We start from the raw sequence: 18,913 nt of genomic DNA on the forward strand, positions 1-18,913 counted from the left end.
TTTAGTTTCTGGCCCAATAGCGCACGCGACGCAGATCACTTTTCAGGTCTTTATTAACGTTGGCATCGCTATAGCGCCCGATGGATCCGGCACCGCGTTTGCCCAACAAAACTTCCATCGTCTGGATGAAGGAGGAGCCATCGGCGAAATACAGATCGCGTCCATCAAAATTGCTGGTGAATTTATCGAGGTTTTCCCGCGCACGTTCCACATCCCCGCCTTTAAAGTGGTTTTGAATGGTCAGGGCATAAGCGCGCATACGTTCATCGACTGCAATATCGGCAACATCTGGTCCCAGCTTAGCCTCACATTTTTCAATCATGCGGGCACTGGCGAGATATTTTGCCGGGTCGTGTTGAGACTGGGCTTCACGGTCCAGTTCAAGGGCATGGTCACGACAGTCGCGATAGTCCTTCATCGCAGAAATTTCGTTATAGCGGCTTTCACGAAAATCGATACCTTCGCCAAAAGACGGCGGTTGGGTGACGCAGGCGCTCAGCGTCAAGCCGACCAGCCCCATCCCGACACCGCTTAAAAGGCGTTTTTTCGTCTGCTTAGAAAAAGGAAACATGCTCCTCACTCCATCAAGTTAATCCTGTTAGACCAACTATGGAGAGGACAGAGGCTTTTTTTATCGGCTTTGGAGAAATATTTTTTTAAGGCTTGAGATCAAAGTGCAAAACATCAACCACACTGTCCTTGGGCGGACGGGCGGGATCAATGTCGATATTTTGCAAAGACGCATAACAGGCCACTTCCTCGCGTCCCTCTGGGGGGCCGAGCTTGATGGCGAAGGAAGAATTTTCACCCCCGCTTAAGATATGCAGGCGATTGGGCTCAAAACGCGTCACCTCTTTGACCTGATCGTTGGGATAGATGCGGAACGTCTTGCCATCGGCCTGCGCATAAAAACACTGCACCCAAGCCGCTTCGCTGACTTCCACCATCAAATTCAGGTAATCGCCGAAAAAGAAGATGGGGTTTTTCCCGCGATCAGAGGTCAGGTTAATCTCCAGCGGGGTTTGCACCTGCAGCACCTCTTCTTCCGCATGATCCTTAACCAGAAAAAGATAGAGCGCGACTAAAGCAGCAAGCGTCAGCACTGCCATGAGGATAAAGCTTTTAGAGGACCTTTCGCTCTCCTCTGCCACCGTTTCCGGCACATTGGCTACCAGCCCCAAGATCTCCAATAAATCATGCGTGGTGTTTAGGGGGCAAACCGTTATTCCTTCCGGCGGGCGGTGGTCTGCCAAGAATTGTGCATTTTCAAGGCCCGCGCCAAACAGGATCGGTGTGCCTTTCGCGATATAATCAGCCAGCACAAAGGCGGAGCTTTCCACCTTCTGCGCCATATGGTCCACATCTGCGACATTCAGGTCATAATCCACCGTGCCGGTCAGCCACACGATCAGATCAGCCGTTTCCAGATCTGACAAAACCGCTGTCTCCGATTTAAAAATCGCATGTGCAGCAAAAACGCCTAATTGCCAACTTTGCCCCGTGCCAATCGGCCCACTGACATCCAGCCGGAACGCGCCTTCCTCATACGGCCCAAATTCGCGCATGATCACGCCGGAGCCTGCGCGCACAAAATCATCGTAGTCCGCACTGATGGGCAACACATCGGATTGACGGCGCAAACACACCATGGACTGCGGTGCAGGCTCCGGTGTGATACGGTCCACCAATACAGGTCCACCCGTTGTGGCAATGAGAATGGCGATACGCTTCACCTGAGAATAATCTCCGTCTTCGGGTCAGCCAATAATCTGGCTTGTGAGCTGTCTTTATCAAGGAGGGTCTGAATAACACCGTTTCGCTGAGCTGGCAAATCAACGGATGCAAAAACCTCGTCCACGCCAAACAGATTAAGGCGGGTTGGGCTGTCACTGCGTTGATCCGCAAGTTCAATGATTAAATAAACCTGATCTTCTTGCGCGCGTGAAGCCTGCAAGCGCACGCGGCATCCCGTACAATGACGCATCGGATACTCTTCACTGCTGGCGGCGATCGCTTGGGGGATGTGGAACAGGGCTTGCCTGCGCAACAGGTTTTGATAGACCCTGCGCACCGCCAAATCGGACTGTAGCGCGTGGGCAACCACCTCATCCGTGCCGCCCTCCACATAACCATAAACCCGACTGAGTGCCAAACCCGCGCCCCCACGGGCCTGCATCAAGTCACGCTGTTGGTCAAGCGCGCCAAACTCGGTCTGTGCGGCGTCTTTTAAGTCCGGTGAGATGACAATTTCTGTCATGTCAGTACCTCTGCATAGAGATGTTTAAACTGCTGTTGAAAAGCCACCTTGTCCGCTTCAAACAAAGGGGGCAGGTTTTGGTTTTCCAGCTTTTTGATATAGTGATCCAACTGCGCCTCCATCTTAACCAGCGCATCTGCCGCTTGTTCAAAGATCATTTTTTGATCAATGGCATCCCCGTCAAAGCCTTTACGGTTCATTTTACCAAACGCCTTTTGGGCCTGATCGCGTGCCTCACTCTCACCTTCTGCGCACTCGCTATCCATCAGTAAAACATGCAAGCTTGCCCCTTGCAGGGCTTTGATATGATCCCGAATACGCAGACATTCCGCCAACCGTTGCGGATAGCTTGGCACATCTTCACAGTTCACACGGGTTTGGACGGAGGCAGCCCCCCGCCCCACCTGCAGGTCATTTGTGATACCTGCCTGCACTTGACCAAAAATTTCATGGCGCACAAAGGCGATGGGCAGACGCAAGGCATCCGGGCCATAAGCCATCAAGCTTTCAATCGGGCCACGTTCACTGGATTTTTTGAAAAACCGCACGGGGGCAAATTCATCCTGATCAAAGATGTCAAACGGGCTAACCCAGTCATCCTCCACGGACGCATCCACATCCTCGCCCGCCAGATCGACCTCGCCGTCTTCAACCGACAGGCCAAGGCGGGCGGCATGGTGGGCATTTTCATGGACGCGTGCTGCCTCAAACGCATGGGCGAAGTCGCAAAACAAATCAAACACGGTTCTGTATCCTCTGTAATCCTTGCCCGTGTTATGGAGGCACCAGAAGTCAAAAACCGACTGATCCGTTAAAATTATCTGCGCCCCGCCGCTTTGATCCTGCAAAAATTTATAGACCTGCACAAACTTACCATCGGCCTGTGCTGTGGACAGATTGGCAATCCGGTATTTGCGCATCAGCGATGACAAACCATTCGCGCAGGCCTTCAGGCTTTTGAGGGAAAGCCCGTCTGAGACTGCCTGATCAAATATATCAGTAATGACTACATAATGCGCAAATCCCTCCATAGAACAGAGGAACTCATAAAGCGCGATGAGAAAAGGCATCCGGCCAAACCGGATGAGAAACACCTGCCCGTCATAGCGCAACTGGACGCCATCCACCCCAATCCCCACCGTCGGATCGGTTTTACAGTCCGTAAAGAACGCACGCAGACGTCCCCGACTAGGTCGTTCAGGACTTAGAAAAAAGGTGGTTCGTTCCCCCTGCCCTTTGAGGGCGGCGACGGCAAAGACCAGATGGGCCAGCTCAAACAAGGCAAGGTCTTTATGCGCGCCTGTGGTTTGGGCACAGATAAATTTGGCTAAGGTCTCAAGGGTCGGGCGTTCAAGATATTTGGGTTCCCCCTCAGGCGTGATCGCTTCACGCATCGCCCCAAAATCGGCGAGCAGCTGATCTTTGCCGCCTGCGCGCAAAATGGATGAGTGTGCAGTCTCCACGTCTTTATCCTCCCCTTCATCAAAAAGGATATAGACAAGCATCTGTCTAATCAACGCAAATGACGTGGGTGCCCGCCACGATGACCAAACGGTCTTCCCCGTGGGGGTGGTGGGCGATGCCAGCGCCGAAAGTCCGGCGCGCGTTCCACAACGATGATCTCGGGGCGCGACCAATCTACGCCTTCCTCATTCTCCAGATAAACAACCTCTTCGATCAGGTTTGCACTGCCCTCGCCGGTGTCTCGTAGCGTCCATTCTTTAAGGTTAGGCGTCTCCTTTTCCTCTTCAATGGCATCCCACAGGCTGGCTTGTTCAAAATAGACCTGCTGCCATTTTTGCACCTTACGCACATAGCCCTGATTGAAGGTATGCGCCCGCTTATTCTTAAGCGTCCCGCCATTATAATGGGACAAGGCCAGTTCCCAGTTTTCATCATACTGCGCGTACAGCTTTTCCAGAAAACGGATGCCAAGCCGGATATTTTCTTCCGCCGTCCAAAGCTCGTCAGGATGAACGCCAAATTCCAGCTGGGCGGTTGCCGGCATGATCTGCATTACGCCGCGCGCGCCAGCAGAACTCAGCGCCTTTTCGTTAAAGTCCGATTCAACTTTTGCCACGGCCAACGCAAGTGACACCGGGACAGTAGACTGCTGCGCCTCGCTCATCACCATTTGTTTGATCTCAAATCGGCTTTTCGCCTGCGCCGTTGCCACAAAAGCCGCGGCTAAAAACAAACCTGTCAGCCAGAGTAAGGGAAAAACACGTTTCATCGTCCCATCTCCTGCAATCGGATGAGCCAGTTTTGATCCAGCATCACCACGGTTATATCCCCGACCGACAGCTCATTGCGTGCCGTCATCGTCTGTGACATGGAAAGATCTGGAGAAACAGCCAGGACCACTTTGTCACGACCCTGCAAGGTTGTTGGGGAAACTGCCTTTAAACTATGGTCGAGATATTGCCCGTTATAAAAAACGATCAATTCTTCTGATTTCACTTGGATCTGTTTGCCTGTTTCCTCTGTTGTCTGGCTGTCTTTCGGGGCGGTTTTGGCGATCTGGATCGGGTTTTCCTCAATCGCACTTTTGGTCGCTTGTGCCGAACTCACCATACCGCTGCCCATAGACACCATGGTCAGCACCATGATGGAGAAAAAGCCCATGGCAAGTGCCAATGCAATCTCCGCCATCGCGTTTGTTTGTGTCGTATCGCTCATGACCGGTCCCCTTAATCCAACGCCGCCATATCCTGATCAATCTTGACCAGCACGACCTGATTTTCCGTCTGAATGATCCGGGCTTGCAAATTTAATCCCGCCAGCACCTCTGCAAGTTCATCCTGCAAGTCGCCAGCATCTTTGCGCCGTTCCAGCCAATAAGCGGGCTTATCCGCACTAGATGTCAGCGTGCTTAAGTCCCGCGTCCCGGCTGAGGCCTGAAGGCGATCTTCCAGATAATACACCTCGCGCGGTTTAAAGCCTTTAAGCGTCAGGGTCACTTGCCCAGCGGGCTTGACGGATTTTGCATAACGGGGGCGGTAATCCACCAGCTTCTCAGCCAATTGATCCTTAAATTCCGGGAGAATTTCGCGCACATGGCGTCTAACAATCATCTCCTGACAGGAAGGCCCGCACCGTTTGCCAGACAAAACAGCGCGCGGACTTTTAACACGCACGGTCTCCACCACGTCCAATGTCTTGGCGTCAATGATCTTGGCAAGGACGATCAATTGATCATTCAGCTCCCCTTTTTTGGCGTGTTTTTTATGTTTTAGAGAAACAAGCACGATGGCATCCAGTTTTTCACGCTTACTCAGGCGCGCGATATCCATTGCGTCTGCAAAAGAAAGCGACCCTGCACCATCGCTCTGATCTTCAAATAAACGGACCTTTTCATGATGAAGAAAATTGCCCGTATGATCAAAAATCCGCCGAAAAGCCGGATCATGGCGACTCAGCATATCTTGCCCCTGATCGACTTCCATATAAAGGATCCGTGTTTTTGGCGCTGCCAGTGCCTGTGTGGACAGGCAGGCGACTGCCAGAAAAATTATCACTTTTTTAAGTAACATCGTTCAACCCTTTCGACCGTGTTCTTGCATTTGCCTGACACTATGGAGGGACGAGAGCCGCTTTTTTCTGCCCCCCTTTTTTGGGAAGTGCAAAAAAACATCCTCTAGGGTCTGCATAGCCTTTGAAAGTCGATAACTGAAAAAGGATGACTTCGATGAAACGCATGACAATCGCATTAAGTTTTACCGCTGCTTTGCTGATGGCAACTACAACGCCCAACAGCGCAAAAGCTGTCGATGATGGCACCATTGGAACAATTATCGGGGCCATTGGCGGGGGCGTGATCGGGTCCACCATTGGTAAAGGCAACGGGCGTATCGTTGCCACAGCCGCGGGCACCATGATCGGTGCTGTCCTTGGTCATGAGGTCGGGTCCAGCACCACGCGCTACGAAGATGATGACTATTATGAGCGCCCGCGCCGCCGTGTGGTGGAACGCGAACGCATCATTTACCGTGAAGCACGCCCGCGTGAAAAAATCATCATCGTTAAAGAACGCCCCCATAAAAAACGCAAATGGAAACAAGCTGGCGTTTACAAAGGCGACGTCATCGTCTGCAATAAAAAAGGTAAACGTTGCCAATGGGTAGACTAAACCTATATTTTAACTAAAGAAGACACACAGGTTTGGAGCCATCATGAAGGCTATTTCCCTTCTCCTCTCCGCATCACTGTTCTGGGCAGTCAGCACAAACCCTGCCCAGAGCCAGATGCCATCCAACGACGATGTTGCCATCATCATCGGCAACAAAATCTATGAGGATCAGGATATCCCTGACGTCAGCTTTGCCTTAAATGATGCCAAAGCGATGAAAAAACTCGCCCGGACCGTGCTCAACATCCGCGAAGAAAATATCATCTATCTGGAAAACGCCACCCAAGCCAAAATGCAATCCGCCTTTGGCCGCAGCGGCAACCATCGCGGCAAGGCGTTTCAATACGTAAAGCCTAATGTGTCCAACCTTTATGTTTTCTATTCCGGTCATGGCGTGCCGGGGCGTTATGATGACAAAAGCTATCTGCTACCCGTCGATGCGGACATTGAAACCGCCGACATCAATGGCTATCCCATCGACACGCTGTACAAAAACCTCTCTCAGGTCGAGGCCAAATCGGTCACCGTCTTTTTGGATGCCTGTTTTAGCGGACAAAGTCACGCTGGCACCTTGATCAAACGAGCCTCCGGCGCGCAGATTGTGCCCCCCACAGCAAACATTCCCACACAAGGCAACCTCAGTGTCCTGACCGCCGCGTCCAAAGATCAGCTTGCCAGTTGGGATGAAGAGAACCAGCACGGCCTGTTTACAGAATATCTGCTGCGCGCCCTTTATGGACAGGCCGATCAAGATGCCGACGGACAGGTCCAACTGGCAGAGGTCAACGCCTACCTGCAAGATGAGATGCGCTACAAAGCCCGCCGCACCTATAATCGCGATCAAGTGCCCGTCATGATCGGCGACGACACCCGCGTGCTGGTCAAAGCCACAGACGGCACCTACCCTACCCGCCCCGTCATTGAAAAAGAAGCCCCAGCCATTGAAACAGAGGCCTATCCCTTAACGCCGGTAGAAGAAAATATGTTTGCCGTTAAAAACGCAAATGTACGTGCGCGGCCCACTGTGCGTGCCCCAAGGGTCGATATGCTGGAAAAAGGCGAACCCATCCATGTTGCCGCCAAGGTGACAGATCGACCGTGGTATGCGGTGGAAAAAGGCAGCAAGATCATCGGCTATGTTTTCTCCGATTTATTGGGCGAAGAAAAAGAGATCGCCACGGAAGAAGAAAACCGCGCCATTCGCGAACTGAAAGCCCGTCTGGAAAAACTGGAAGAACGCACCCGCCTGTCGACCAGCCAGACGCTCCCTGCCCCGCCAGAACAGGTGCACACACCGGAACAAGACCTGGATGAGGCCATGGTGTTAAATGAGCGCGCGCCCCGAACAGACGATGATCCCTACGATACAATTGAAAGAACGCTCAAGTCCATGGGCGCGCTGCTTGCCCGCCAGAGCTTTATTGAACAAGCCCCTGATGCGGATGAACCGACCCGCTTTACCTACAACTGGATCAAAATCGATGCTAATCGCTGTCGTATTTCGGCATCTTTATCGTTAAGCCATCCCATGTCCCGGGACAAAACGATTGATATCGTTGACCGTCAAGTCGAAGCCCACTATTGGCAAAATCAGGAACGCGACAGGCTTGTCCTGCGCCGCCCGACAGCCGACAGCGACGGCGAAACCGGGATAACACTTTATCAATACGGGCCCTATGGTTTTCGCGACAAACAGGACCGTCGCCAGTTTATAGCCCTTGCCAAACAGCTCTATGATATCTGCCCGCAGCCACCGCGCCCGTACGAAACCACCAGCCAATATGGTAAACCACCGCCGCCCTCCAAGTTTTTTAACCAAAAAGAACGGTTTAAAGACAAACTCAAGGACAAGAAAAAACGTCACATCCCGCCACCGTTTAGAGATTAATTGTTTGCCGCTTATTGGGTAAAAATTGAAATTTCGCTCAAATGTGGTATATACTGGCGAAAGCGAAGTGAGGTTTGTTATGATTTCAGCATTAAACACTCTAGCGTCGGCCTTACCAGCCATAAGCGCTTATACAGCCAATACTGCGCATAATATTGTGAATGTTGAAACTGAAGGCTTTAAAAAGACTCAAGGCTCTTTTGTTTCAAATAACCTAGGCGGCAGTATCGCTTTTAAAGCTCAGGAAGTTAATGAAGGTGTGAACCTGTCAGAAGAAATCGTTAACTTAAAGCAGGCCGAAATCAATTATAAAGCAGTGGCTAAAGCCCTCGCCTCCATTGATGAAACAGAAAGACGTGTGCTAAATACCTTCGGGTAGGCCGTGACAGCACAGCCCCTTTTCACCTAAACTTATCGCTTAAATATATGCGCCGATATGACTGTTCATGGTGTAGGGTGCAAGTGCATCCATCAGCGCTTCACGGCGTACCGGTTTTGCCACATAGCCCTGCATCCCATAGCTGGAATATTTTTCAATACTGTCCTGCATGACATCCGCTGTCAGCGCAAGGATCGGCACGTTGGCTTTATTCTTGTCGTCCAGATTGCGGATTTTGGTCGTGGCTTCCAGACCGTTCAGGCGCGGCATGTGAATATCCATCAAAACCAGATCGAAATCCGATTCAATCATTGCATCCACACCTTCCTGCCCATCGTTTGCCAATGAGACAATATGTCCCATTTTTTCCAGCAGACCTTTGGCAACCGTGCGGTTGATCTTGTTATCTTCCACCACCAAAATGCTCAGCTCACGCCCGACCACAGCCCCTTGACGGCTTGGCGCGCAGATATGGGCAGGGACTTCCGCTTTTGGCAGACGCAGTTCAAAGTAGAAGTGCGTGCCGACACCGACCTCACTATCGACAAAGATGCGATCACCGCCCATGCTTTCCACCAAACCGGACGAAATCGCGAGGCCAAGCCCCGTCCCGCCGAAGCGCCGTGAAATAGAGGTATCGACCTGCGTAAAGGCGGTAAAGAGGTTTTCCAACTGTTCTTTCGGGATGCCGATGCCCGTGTCATGGACAGAAAAACGCAGCAAGGCATCATCGGTTGATTTTTCCAAAACGTCGACACAAATGGTCACTTCGCCCAGATCGGTAAACTTAACCGCATTGCCGGCAAGGTTGGTTAGAACCTGTGTAATCTTGGATCCGTCCCCCCAGAAATAGTCTTCCGGTTTCACTTCGATCTTCAAGATGGTCTTGATCCCTTTGCCGCGCGCTTGCGGGCGGATCAATTCTTCAACCGTTTTCACCGCGTTATAGAGACAGAAGGCGTGATGGTCGATCTCCAACGCGCCCGCTTCGATCTTGGAGAAATCAAGGATATCGTTGACCAAAGACAGCAACACATCGCCAGAACTACGCAAGCTGTGCAGGTAGTTGCGCTGACGATCATCCAGTCCGGTATCTTCCATCAACTGAGCCATACCGGTGATCCCGTTCAGCGGTGTTCGCAATTCATGGGACATGGTGGCAAGGAAAGAGGATTTGGCTTTGTTGGCTTTTTCCGCCGCGTTCTTGGCTTGGATCAAGGCCTCTTCTTCATCACTCAGGCGCTTGATCATGCCATTGTAGGCATCAATCACAATGCCGAACTCGTCATCGGTTTGCCAGTCGATGGGTTCGCGGCTATGTTTTTCCTCGGTCTTTTGGATACCGCGCAACAGGGTCTCCAACGGATCAGAGACAAAACGCCGGATCGCCCCTGTTACAGAGACACTCAAAACCAGCATCAACAGCAACAAAAGACCGGAAATCTGAATAACCGAGTCTTGAAGCAGAACTTCCAAACGTTCTTTGTGAAACAGGATCGCGACTTCACCAATGGTTTCCCCGCCCACATCCGCATCGCTGCGGATCGCACGGCGGACCAGCAATGGTGTTTCCACATCTTCCGGCAGAGTATTGCCTACCGTTGCCAAGATACCGGAAAATTGCTCCTTCACCACCGCGCCGGAGACGTCAGGGTCGAGGCTTAGAGCTGCCAAAATCGCCTCGGCCCCCGATTGGTCCAAATTCCAGACCGCATCAGACAGGGCCGTTGCGTAAATGTCAGCCAGTGTTTTCTGTTTATTCTCCAGCTCGTCTTCCAGATCCGTATAGGTCAAAAAAGAAAACAAGCCCGCCATAAAGACAGCGGCAAGAACAAAGGGCGGCATCAATGCCAGTCGGAGCTTCCCCCCGATAGAATTGCTACTACCTGAAAAAACAGACACTAAAGTCATCCCATTCAACGTTCCATTAAACCTAAGCTACGCCTTTTCAACTCAAGACGCAACGATTGCGTTCACATCAAGTATTCAAATACTTAAGGACATTGAAATAGTTTATCAGAGCGTAACTTTAAGTCACCTGTTCTTTCGTCTTATGAAACTCCAAATCCGGGTAATCTTCCATCGCCTTATCCAAATGCCATGCATTACGCGCAAGGAAGACCGGCTCCTGATCATGGTCATCCCCGGTCGCGCCCCGGTTTTCATCCAAAAACTTTTTCAGTTTCAACGAATCGCTACAGGTTACCCAACGCGCGGTGTACAGTGATGTCGGCTCAAAATGGACCGGAATGTTATATTCCGTACGGATACGATCCGCCAAAACTTCAAACTGCAGCACACCCACAACACCGACGATCCAGTCAGACCCGATCAGCGGCTTAAAGACCCGTGCGGCACCTTCTTCTGCAATCTGTTGCAAGGCACGTCCCAGATGTTTCGCCTTCATGGGGTCATCGGGGCGGGCTTTTTGCAAAATTTCCGGTGCGAAACTTGGAATGCCGGTAAAGCGAAGCATCTCACCTTCAGTCAACGCATCCCCGATCCGCAAGTTGCCATGATTGGGCAATCCGATGATATCACCTGCAAAGGCTTCTTCTGCGAGTTCACGATCCTGCGCTAAAAACAGCGTCGGGTTATGAACGTTAATCATTTTATCCGTGCGGACATGTTTCATCTTCATGCCACGCTTAAAATGACCGGAACAAAGCCGCACAAACGCGATACGGTCACGGTGTTTCGGGTCCATGTTGGCCTGAATTTTAAAGACGAAACCAGTCACTTTCTTCTCTGTCGGTTCCACCTCACGCTCGGTCGTTGCTTGGGCACGTGGGCTTGGCGCCATTTTGGCAAGCCCCTGCAACAATTCGCGTACACCAAAGTTATTGACGGCAGACCCAAAGTAAACCGGTGTCATATGCCCCGCAAGATAGCTTTCCAGATCAAATTCCGGACACAGGCCGCGGACCATTTCCACATCTTCCCGCAATTTCGCAACCGCATCTTCCGGCAGGATTTCATCCAGCTTCGGATCATCCAGACCTTTACATTCAATGCCTTCGCTCAATTGATCATTCTTGCCTTTTGCAACAAGGATCAGCGTGTCATTAAACAGGTCATAACACCCAAGGAAGTTGCGCCCCATACCGATGGGCCAGCTGGCAGGCACAACATCCAACGCGAGTTCTTGTTCAACTTCGTCAATAATTTCAAACGGATCGCGTCCTTCCCGGTCAAGCTTGTTGACAAAGGTCGTGATCGGCACATCGCGCAGGCGACAGACTTCAAACAGTTTTCGGGTCTGGTTCTCGATACCTTTTGCCGCATCAAGGACCATGACGGCAGAATCAACCGCGGTCAGTGTACGGTACGTATCTTCAGAGAAATCTTCGTGGCCCGGCGTATCCAGCAGGTTGAAGGTCTTGCCCAGATAATCGAAGGTCATGACCGAGGATGCAACCGAGATCCCGCGTTCCTGTTCCACCTTCATCCAGTCAGAACGGGCGCGACGACGATCGCCCTTTGCCTTTACCGCACCGGCAAGCTGAATCGCACCCCCGAACAACAGAAGTTTTTCCGTCAGAGTGGTTTTACCCGCATCAGGGTGGGAGATGATTGCAAACGTTCTTCGCTTGTAAATCTCAGTTTGTAAATCTGCCATGATCAAAAGCCCATTAAAATTTCCGAGACAATAGGGATTTTTCCCAAAATCTCCACCCCTTTTTTTTGACGCAGAGGTCACAAATTGTTACCCTTATGAAACGAAGGGGAGGTTTACAATCATGACTGATACAAACAAGACGTCAAAACCAACGGTAAAAGAGAAGCGCGCCAAACATGCATCCGCACAAGCCAGCTATATGGAACGCAAGCGCGCAGAAGGCAAAGAATGGCTGGCAACATGGGTCCCGGGTGACGCCAAGGAAAGCCTGAAAAAACTTGCCCAACAGGCAAACGAAGATACCCGCAAGCTGGACCCTCATTATATTACCGCAGTAGAAATTGCTGTCGAGGCCAGCGCACCGGAGTGGGCGAAGCAGAACAAAACCCTGTTTAACCTCTGGCTCATCAGCGATGTTGACCTTTTGATCGATTTTAGTGAGTCGTTCGAAAAAGAGAAGAAAAACAAAGATAAGAAGAAGAAAAAGAAGAAATAACCCGTCTTCTTTGCCCGGTCACCCACGCAATTCCCCCCGAAAATCCTTGCTTTTCCGACAAGGACGTGACATAAGCCGCGCGCACATTAAGCGCCAGCGGACCTTTATCGCTGCCCGGTCGCAGCCTACCCGGAAAAAACAAGGATAAATGATGAAAGCTATAGTTATATGCTCTGGCGGTCTTGATTCCGTCACGCTTGCCTACAAAATGGCACATGAACACGACCTGAAGGGTCTGATTTCCTTTGATTACGGCCAACGCCACAAAAAGGAGACCGGCTTTGCACAATTGTGCGCAGATCGCTTGAAAGTGCCGCACAAAGTTGTCGACATCACCACCATCGGCGCCCTGCTCACCGGCTCGGCCCTGACGGATGATGTGGACGTCCCCGATGGTCACTATGCCGAAGACACCATGAAGTCTACCGTGGTGCCCAACCGCAATGCCATCATGCTGACCATCGCCTTTGGCGCAGCCGCAGCCCAAAACTGTGACTGTGTAGCAACGGCCGTTCATGGCGGGGATCACTTTATCTATCCCGATTGCCGTCCCGACTTTATCAACGCGTTCAACACCATGCAGGCCCACGCCCTAGATGGGTATGCCAAGGTGGAACTCTACGCTCCGTTCGTGCACATCCCCAAAGACGAGATCGTGCGCGTAGGCACTGCCCTCAACGTGCCCTATGCGGAAACATGGTCCTGCTACAAAGGCGGGGAAAACCACTGCGGGCGCTGCGGCACCTGCGTTGAGCGGCGCGAGGCGTTTTATCTGGCCGGGGAAGAAGACCCGACCGTTTATGATGATCCCGACTTCTGGATCAAGGCACGCGAAGACTACAAAAACAAACAGGCCTAAACCTATGTTTACCATCTCCAAACAATTTCACTTTTCTGCGTCTCACCAACTCCATGGCCTCGCAGAAGATCATCCCTGTTCGCGTCTACACGGACACAACTATATTGCCGAGGTCGTCCTGCAATCAACCACGCTCAACAGTGTGGGGTTCGTGCGTGATTACCGCGAATTGTCCGATTTAAAAAACTATATCGACGATGAGCTAGATCACCGCCACCTCAATGACGTATTGGGGGAAAATAACACAACGGCTGAAAAAATGGCCCAGCACCTCTATGAGTGGGCGCATGCTCGGTGGTCTGAAGTGGTCGCCGTGCGGATCAGCGAAACCCCAAAAACATGGGCAGAATACCGTCCATGAGTAAAAAAATCCAACTGAGCGAGATTTTTGGCCCGACCATTCAGGGAGAAGGTGCCCTGATTGGTCTACCCACTATCTTTGTGCGCACCGCCGGATGTGACTACCGTTGTGACTGGTGCGACACCCTGTACGCCGTCGATACCATCCACGCGGACCAATGGTACAAAGCCACCGCTGCCGAGATTATGACGGAAGTTGAAAGGCTCAGTAACAACACGCCCCTGGTCGTGACCCTGTCCGGCGGCAACCCCGCCATGCCGGACCTGGAAGAATTGCTCGACCTCGGTCACGCCAAAGGCTATCGCTTCGCTATGGAAACTCAGGGTAGTTTAGCCCGCCCATGGTTTGCCAAGATTGACTATCTGACACTCAGCCCAAAAGGGCCTTCCTCGCTGATGAAAACCGACTGGCAGAAGTTAAAAGAGTGTCGTAATTTTGCGGGTGAGAATACTCAAACCTCCCTCAAGGTCGTGGTCTTCGATGAGACTGATTATGATTACGCACGCCAAGCTGCGCTTGCGTTACCGGACGTTCCGGTTTATCTTCAACCAGGTAACCATCGACCCAACGCAGAAGATGCTGCCGACATCGAAGGCGTATTGGACCGATTAAAATGGCTGGCAGAAAAAGTCGCGCAAGATGAATGGTATGAGGCAAAAGTCTTGCCTCAACTCCACGTTCTAATCTGGGGGAATGAACGCGGTGTTTAAACCGCCACTTCTTGTGTAAAAATAAGAAAAGAGCCTTAAAAAAGAAAGGTGACGAGAAACATGGTTAACCATACGCTTAAAAATACGGCTCTTTTAATCTCTACACCGTTAATCGCACTGCTCATTATCGGATATTTTGTGCTGGAAATCGTAAAGGTACAGGATAACCAGCTTGAGGAAGAAAGAAGCCATTTTCTCAACGCCATTCTTCAAAACCAGATCGAGGATGTCAGCGTTGTCGCCCATGAATTTACCCTTTGGGACCAAGCGATTCAGAAGGTACTCATTGAAAAGGACCAGACCTTTGCCGACCTCAACATCGGCAGCTATCTTCTAAAAACCTATGACTACTGCACCACACTGGTATTGACCCCCGACAATAAAACATGGATGCGATTTGACGCCAGCGCAAAAGACAGCCCTCCCATCCCCGCCAACCTCGCAGCAAACGAAGAAGTTCTCAGCGTTGCCGACATCGCCCGCAAAAAAAGCCCTAAAGACACCCATGGGTCCGGGCATTGGATCAAGATCGATGGGCAGCTTTTTCTGGTTGGGGCCAGCGCGTTTACCTATGAAACCTCTTTTTCAGCGGGAAAAACCGAACGGATGGACATTGAAAAACATGTTCTGATGACCTTTACCCGTGCCGATCAAACCCATTGGGACACACTTTCCAAAAAGTTTTCTTTACCCTATCTCGGATTCGAAAGCGCGCCAGAAACCGGCCTTGTCGTTCCCATCAATGACAGTCAGGACAAACAGGTCTCCCACCTTGTCATCCACGGGCACAAAGATGTTCTCAGCACCATTTTCAAACGCTACGGTGTCGCGGTCATTGGCATTGCGCTAATTCTCATCGGCTTTGCCCTTTTTGCCATCAAACGTTCTTTTGACCTGCAAAAGGCCCACCGCGAGGTCATGGAATTAAACCGACATATGGACGATCTGGTGAAGGAACGAACGGACGACCTTGCCCTCGCCCTGGAAGCGGCAGAAGAAGCCAATGTGGCGAAAAGCACCTTCCTGTCCTCTATGAGCCACGAATTACGCACCCCCTTGAACGGCATTTTAGGGTTCAATCAGCTACTCGCCATCAATAAAGACAGTACGCTCAGTAAAAAAGAGAAAGGCTGGGTAGAACAAATCCGCCTTGCCGGTGAACTCTTGCTGTCCTTGGTCAATGACGTCCTTGATATGGCCCATGTGGAAAGCGGCCGGATCTCGTTGCAAAAAGAACGTCTGCAACCCGCAACCGTGTTCCAACAGTGCTACGAAATGACTCAACCCCTTGCCGCACGCCACAACATCACCCTGCGCGGCACCCCTGCGAGCCAGCGTTTCATCACCGTCGATGCACGTCGATTGCAACAAATTCTGCTCAACCTGCTGCATAATGCCATCAAGTATAACCACCCCGGTGGCGAAGTGACTTTCGGCTGCAAAAATCGCGGGGATAATCATGTGCGGCTTTATGTCTGCGATAACGGCTTTGGCATCCCCGAGTCTGAACAGAATAAAATCTTTGAGCCCTTTTTTAGGAGTGAAAAGCACCATACCCACACCGAAGGCACGGGTGTTGGCCTTGCCCTTGTCGCCCATCTGGCGGAGGCAATGGGCGGCAAAGTCAGCTTCGAAAGTGTGGAAGGTCAAGGCAGTACCTTCTATGTTGACTTTCCGGTCAGTGAAGAACTGGAAACAGTGGAAATAGCCACAAATAAATAAAGTCTTTTATTTTACGCACAATCGCTTATGTAGAGCCCATGCAAATAGAAAACGCCAAAGATATTACGAAATATCGTAAATACTGGGCGCACCGTTTTGGTGTGGCCCCGTTCTTGCCTATGTCCCGCGAAGAAATGGATCTCCTCGGTTGGGATAGTTGCGATATCATTCTTGTGACCGGGGACGCCTATGTCGATCACCCGAGCTTTGGCATGGCTGTCATCGGCCGCACGCTAGAAGCACAGGGTTTCCGCGTCGGCATTATCGCCCAACCCGACTGGCAGGATGCAGAACCGTTTAAAGCCTTGGGCCGCCCCAACCTATTTTACGGGGTTACCTCCGGCAACATGGACAGTATGGTCAACCGCTACACAGCAGACCGCCGTATTCGATCCAACGACAGCTACACCCCGCATGATGAAGGCGGCAAACGCCCCGACCGGGCGGTCATCGTTTATTCCCAGCGTTGTCGCGAAGCCTATAAAGACGTGCCGATCGTCATCGGTGGTATTGAAGCCTCCTTGCGCCGCATTGCCCATTATGATTATTGGTCAGATAAAGTGCGCCGTTCCATCCTGCTGGACAGTAAGGCGGATATCTTGCTTTACGGGAATGCGGAACGTGCCTTGATCGAGGTTGCCCACCGCATCGCCAATGACGAAGACCCGAAGACCTTTTTCGATGTGCGCGGCTGTGCACTGATGCGCGATGCCAGTCTGGACGATTGGCAGGAAGTCGATATGACCTCCATTGACGATGTGAACCCACGCGATGCAAAGGGCGATGACAAAATCGTCGTGCGAATCCCCGACTATGAAGTCGTGCGCGATGACAAGGAAGTTTACGCCCAAGCCTCACGCGTGCTGCATCTGGAAAGTAACCCCGGCAACGCGCGCCCGCTGGTGCAACGTCACGGCACCCGCGATGTCTGGATCACGCCACCACCCATTCCGCTTTCTACAAAAGAGATGGACTGGGTGTTTGCCCATCCCTATGCCCGCAACCCGCACCCGATTTATGGCGATGCGAAGATTGCGGCGTGGGACATGATCAAATTTTCCATCAACATCATGCGTGGCTGTTTCGGCGGCTGTTCCTTCTGTTCCATCACCGAACATGAAGGCCGCATCATCCAGAGCCGCAGTCAGGAATCGGTCCTCAAGGAAATTGAGGATATGCGCGATAAGGTCAAAGGCTTTAAGGGCCAAATCTCCGACCTTGGCGGGCCGACTGCCAATATGTATCGCATGGCCTGTAAATCCAAAGAGATTGAACAGACCTGTCGCCGCCTGTCCTGTGTGCATCCAACCATCTGTAAAAACCTCAACACCAGCCACGAAAGCCTGATTGAGCTGTATCGCAAGGCCCGTGACGTCAAAGGGGTGAAGAAAATTTCCATCCAGTCAGGCCTGCGCTATGACCTCGCCGTCAAAAGCCCGGCCTATGTCAAAGAACTGGTCACCCACCATGTCGGCGGCTACCTGAAGATCGCACCGGAACATACGGAAGATGCGCCCCTGTCCAAGATGATGAAGCCGGGCATCGGATCATACGACAAGTTCAAACAGATGTTTGATGATGCGGCGAAGAAGGCGGGTAAAGAATATTACCTCATCCCCTATTTCATCGCGGCCCATCCGGGCTGTTCCGATGAAGATATGATGAACCTGGCCCTGTGGTTAAAGCGCAACAACTACCGCGCCGACCAAGTCCAGGCCTTTACGCCAACGCCCATGTCTTTATCATCTGCCATGTATTATTCCGGTCGCAACCCGATCAAACCGGTCAAACGTAACGGCAGTGAACTGGTCAGCACGGCAAAAGGCCTGAAGCAACGCCGCTTGCATAAAGCCTTCTTGCGCTATCACGATGCGGAAAACTGGCCCATCCTGCGCGAAGCCCTGAAAGAAATGGGCCGCGAAGACCTGATCGGCAACGGCAAAAAGCACCTCGTCCCCAGCTGGCAGCCCAAGGGCACCGGCGGCAGAGGCGGTGAAGGCGCACGCATGGGCCGTAAACATAAAGCCCAAGAGTTCGTCACCACCCACGCCGGTAAAGGCCGCCGCCAACAAGACGATAAACCTACCAAACGATCCAGCGGCCCACGCCGTAAAAGTCGTAGATAAAAAGAAAGCCCCGCTGTTAAAAACAACGGGGCTTTCAGATCTCTGACAAACCCCGTCAATTTTGGCGGGGTTTGTTATTTTCTATAAGGTTGTGTTTTTTTGTTCTGTTGGACATTTCTTTAAGCAGGTTGCTCCACTGCTTCATTTTCAGGCATATGTGGGCGTTCCAGTGGGTAAATATCGCCATAAAAACCTGAGACGGGCTAAGATGAGGGCGATTTTCTTGATGTTTTGGGCGGTGGCTGCCATCAAGCATTGCTCTTTCACTTTAGTCAGGCCTCTCAGACGGGCATAGCGGTGCCCATGTAGTTGTTTGGCATCAGCAAAACTGCGTTCCACAGTTTCCTTGCGCCGTTTGTAAATCGCT

The 18,913-nt window shown here is 51.6% G+C and carries 19 protein-coding genes; 9 read left to right on the forward strand and 10 right to left on the reverse strand.

From position 1 onward, the window contains the following. Position 1: 1 nt before the first annotated feature. The 7 genes from Q397_RS0115455 to Q397_RS0115485 form a co-directional block, all read right to left on the reverse strand. Positions 2 to 571 (reverse strand): hypothetical protein, encoded by a 570-nt coding sequence (locus Q397_RS0115455; RefSeq protein ID WP_028880197.1) that lies wholly within the window; start codon positions 569 to 571, stop codon positions 2 to 4. Between the two features lie 85 nt (positions 572 to 656). Then, positions 657 to 1,733: a DUF4384 domain-containing protein gene (locus Q397_RS0115460; protein WP_028880198.1), complete on the reverse strand. Its 1,077-nt coding sequence runs from the start codon at positions 1,731 to 1,733 to the stop codon at positions 657 to 659. Next, a complete protein-coding gene (locus tag Q397_RS0115465; RefSeq protein ID WP_028880199.1) occupies positions 1,730 to 2,257 on the reverse strand; it encodes a hypothetical protein in 528 nt (175 codons plus the stop codon). The genes Q397_RS0115460 and Q397_RS0115465 overlap by 4 nt, the downstream gene beginning before the upstream one ends. Next, a complete protein-coding gene (locus Q397_RS0115470) occupies positions 2,254 to 3,762 on the reverse strand; it encodes a hypothetical protein (RefSeq protein ID WP_028880200.1) in 1,509 nt (502 codons plus the stop codon). Before Q397_RS0115470 ends, Q397_RS0115465 begins: the two co-directional genes overlap by 4 nt. An 8-nt stretch (positions 3,763 to 3,770) precedes the next feature. Beyond that, the gene (locus tag Q397_RS24340; RefSeq protein WP_051610124.1) at positions 3,771 to 4,490 is read right to left on the reverse strand and encodes a lytic transglycosylase domain-containing protein; all 720 of its coding nucleotides are present in this window, start codon (positions 4,488 to 4,490) and stop codon (positions 3,771 to 3,773) included. Further along, positions 4,487 to 4,936 (reverse strand): hypothetical protein, encoded by a 450-nt coding sequence (locus tag Q397_RS0115480; RefSeq protein WP_028880201.1) that lies wholly within the window; start codon positions 4,934 to 4,936, stop codon positions 4,487 to 4,489. Before Q397_RS0115480 ends, Q397_RS24340 begins: the two co-directional genes overlap by 4 nt. An 11-nt stretch (positions 4,937 to 4,947) precedes the next feature. Next, on the reverse strand, positions 4,948 to 5,790 hold the full coding sequence (locus Q397_RS0115485; protein ID WP_028880202.1) for a hypothetical protein: 843 nt from the start codon (positions 5,788 to 5,790) through the stop codon (positions 4,948 to 4,950). A 155-nt stretch (positions 5,791 to 5,945) separates the two neighbouring features. On the opposite strand from Q397_RS0115485, the gene Q397_RS24345 reads away from it, so the two are divergent. From Q397_RS24345 to Q397_RS0115500, 3 genes are all read left to right on the forward strand, one after another. Continuing rightward, positions 5,946 to 6,386 (forward strand): glycine zipper 2TM domain-containing protein, encoded by a 441-nt coding sequence (locus Q397_RS24345; RefSeq protein ID WP_051610125.1) that lies wholly within the window; start codon positions 5,946 to 5,948, stop codon positions 6,384 to 6,386. Positions 6,387 to 6,429: 43 nt separating this feature from the next. Continuing rightward, positions 6,430 to 8,274, forward strand: coding sequence for a caspase family protein (locus Q397_RS0115495; RefSeq protein ID WP_028880203.1), 1,845 nt, complete (start codon positions 6,430 to 6,432; stop codon positions 8,272 to 8,274). 79 nt (positions 8,275 to 8,353) lie between these two features. Next, complete coding sequence (locus tag Q397_RS0115500; RefSeq protein WP_028880204.1) at positions 8,354 to 8,653, forward strand: hypothetical protein; 300 nt, start codon at positions 8,354 to 8,356, stop codon at positions 8,651 to 8,653. A 39-nt stretch (positions 8,654 to 8,692) separates the two neighbouring features. Here the strand turns inward: Q397_RS0115500 and Q397_RS22855 are convergent, their stop codons facing one another. Beyond that, positions 8,693 to 10,555 (reverse strand): ATP-binding protein, encoded by a 1,863-nt coding sequence (locus Q397_RS22855; protein ID WP_169738005.1) that lies wholly within the window; start codon positions 10,553 to 10,555, stop codon positions 8,693 to 8,695. A gap of 127 nt (positions 10,556 to 10,682) precedes the next feature. After that, entirely contained in the window at positions 10,683 to 12,272 is a 1,590-nt protein-coding gene (locus Q397_RS0115510; protein WP_028880205.1) for a peptide chain release factor 3, read from the reverse strand. A 121-nt stretch (positions 12,273 to 12,393) separates the two neighbouring features. Here Q397_RS0115510 and Q397_RS0115515 point away from each other — a divergent pair, with 121 nt between their 5' ends. The 6 genes from Q397_RS0115515 (at position 12,394) to Q397_RS22865 (ending at position 18,546) form a co-directional block, all read left to right on the forward strand. Next, a complete protein-coding gene (locus tag Q397_RS0115515) occupies positions 12,394 to 12,768 on the forward strand; it encodes a hypothetical protein (protein WP_028880206.1) in 375 nt (124 codons plus the stop codon). A 148-nt stretch (positions 12,769 to 12,916) separates the two neighbouring features. Next, positions 12,917 to 13,627 (forward strand): 7-cyano-7-deazaguanine synthase QueC, encoded by a 711-nt coding sequence (queC, locus tag Q397_RS0115520; RefSeq protein ID WP_240475087.1) that lies wholly within the window; start codon positions 12,917 to 12,919, stop codon positions 13,625 to 13,627. A gap of 4 nt (positions 13,628 to 13,631) precedes the next feature. Then, on the forward strand, positions 13,632 to 13,988 hold the full coding sequence (locus tag Q397_RS0115525; protein WP_028880208.1) for a 6-pyruvoyl trahydropterin synthase family protein: 357 nt from the start codon (positions 13,632 to 13,634) through the stop codon (positions 13,986 to 13,988). Continuing rightward, positions 13,985 to 14,698, forward strand: a complete 714-nt coding sequence (queE, locus tag Q397_RS0115530; protein ID WP_028880209.1) for a 7-carboxy-7-deazaguanine synthase QueE — start codon at positions 13,985 to 13,987, stop codon at positions 14,696 to 14,698. Before Q397_RS0115525 ends, queE begins: the two co-directional genes overlap by 4 nt. Positions 14,699 to 14,758: 60 nt before the next feature. Further along, positions 14,759 to 16,420: a sensor histidine kinase gene (locus Q397_RS24350; RefSeq protein ID WP_028880210.1), complete on the forward strand. Its 1,662-nt coding sequence runs from the start codon at positions 14,759 to 14,761 to the stop codon at positions 16,418 to 16,420. 38 nt (positions 16,421 to 16,458) lie between these two features. Further along, positions 16,459 to 18,546 carry a YgiQ family radical SAM protein gene (locus Q397_RS22865; protein WP_051610127.1) on the forward strand — a complete coding sequence of 696 codons (2,088 nt, stop codon included), beginning with the start codon at positions 16,459 to 16,461 and terminating at the stop codon, positions 18,544 to 18,546. Positions 18,547 to 18,693: 147 nt separating this feature from the next. Here the strand turns inward: Q397_RS22865 and Q397_RS0115545 are convergent. Next, positions 18,694 to 18,913, reverse strand: a 220-nt coding sequence (locus Q397_RS0115545; RefSeq protein WP_028880211.1) for a transposase, incomplete at its 5' end; no start/stop codon positions are given.

It is taken from the genome of Terasakiella pusilla DSM 6293 (genome assembly GCF_000688235.1).
GTDB lineage: Bacteria > Pseudomonadota > Alphaproteobacteria > Rhodospirillales > Terasakiellaceae > Terasakiella > Terasakiella pusilla.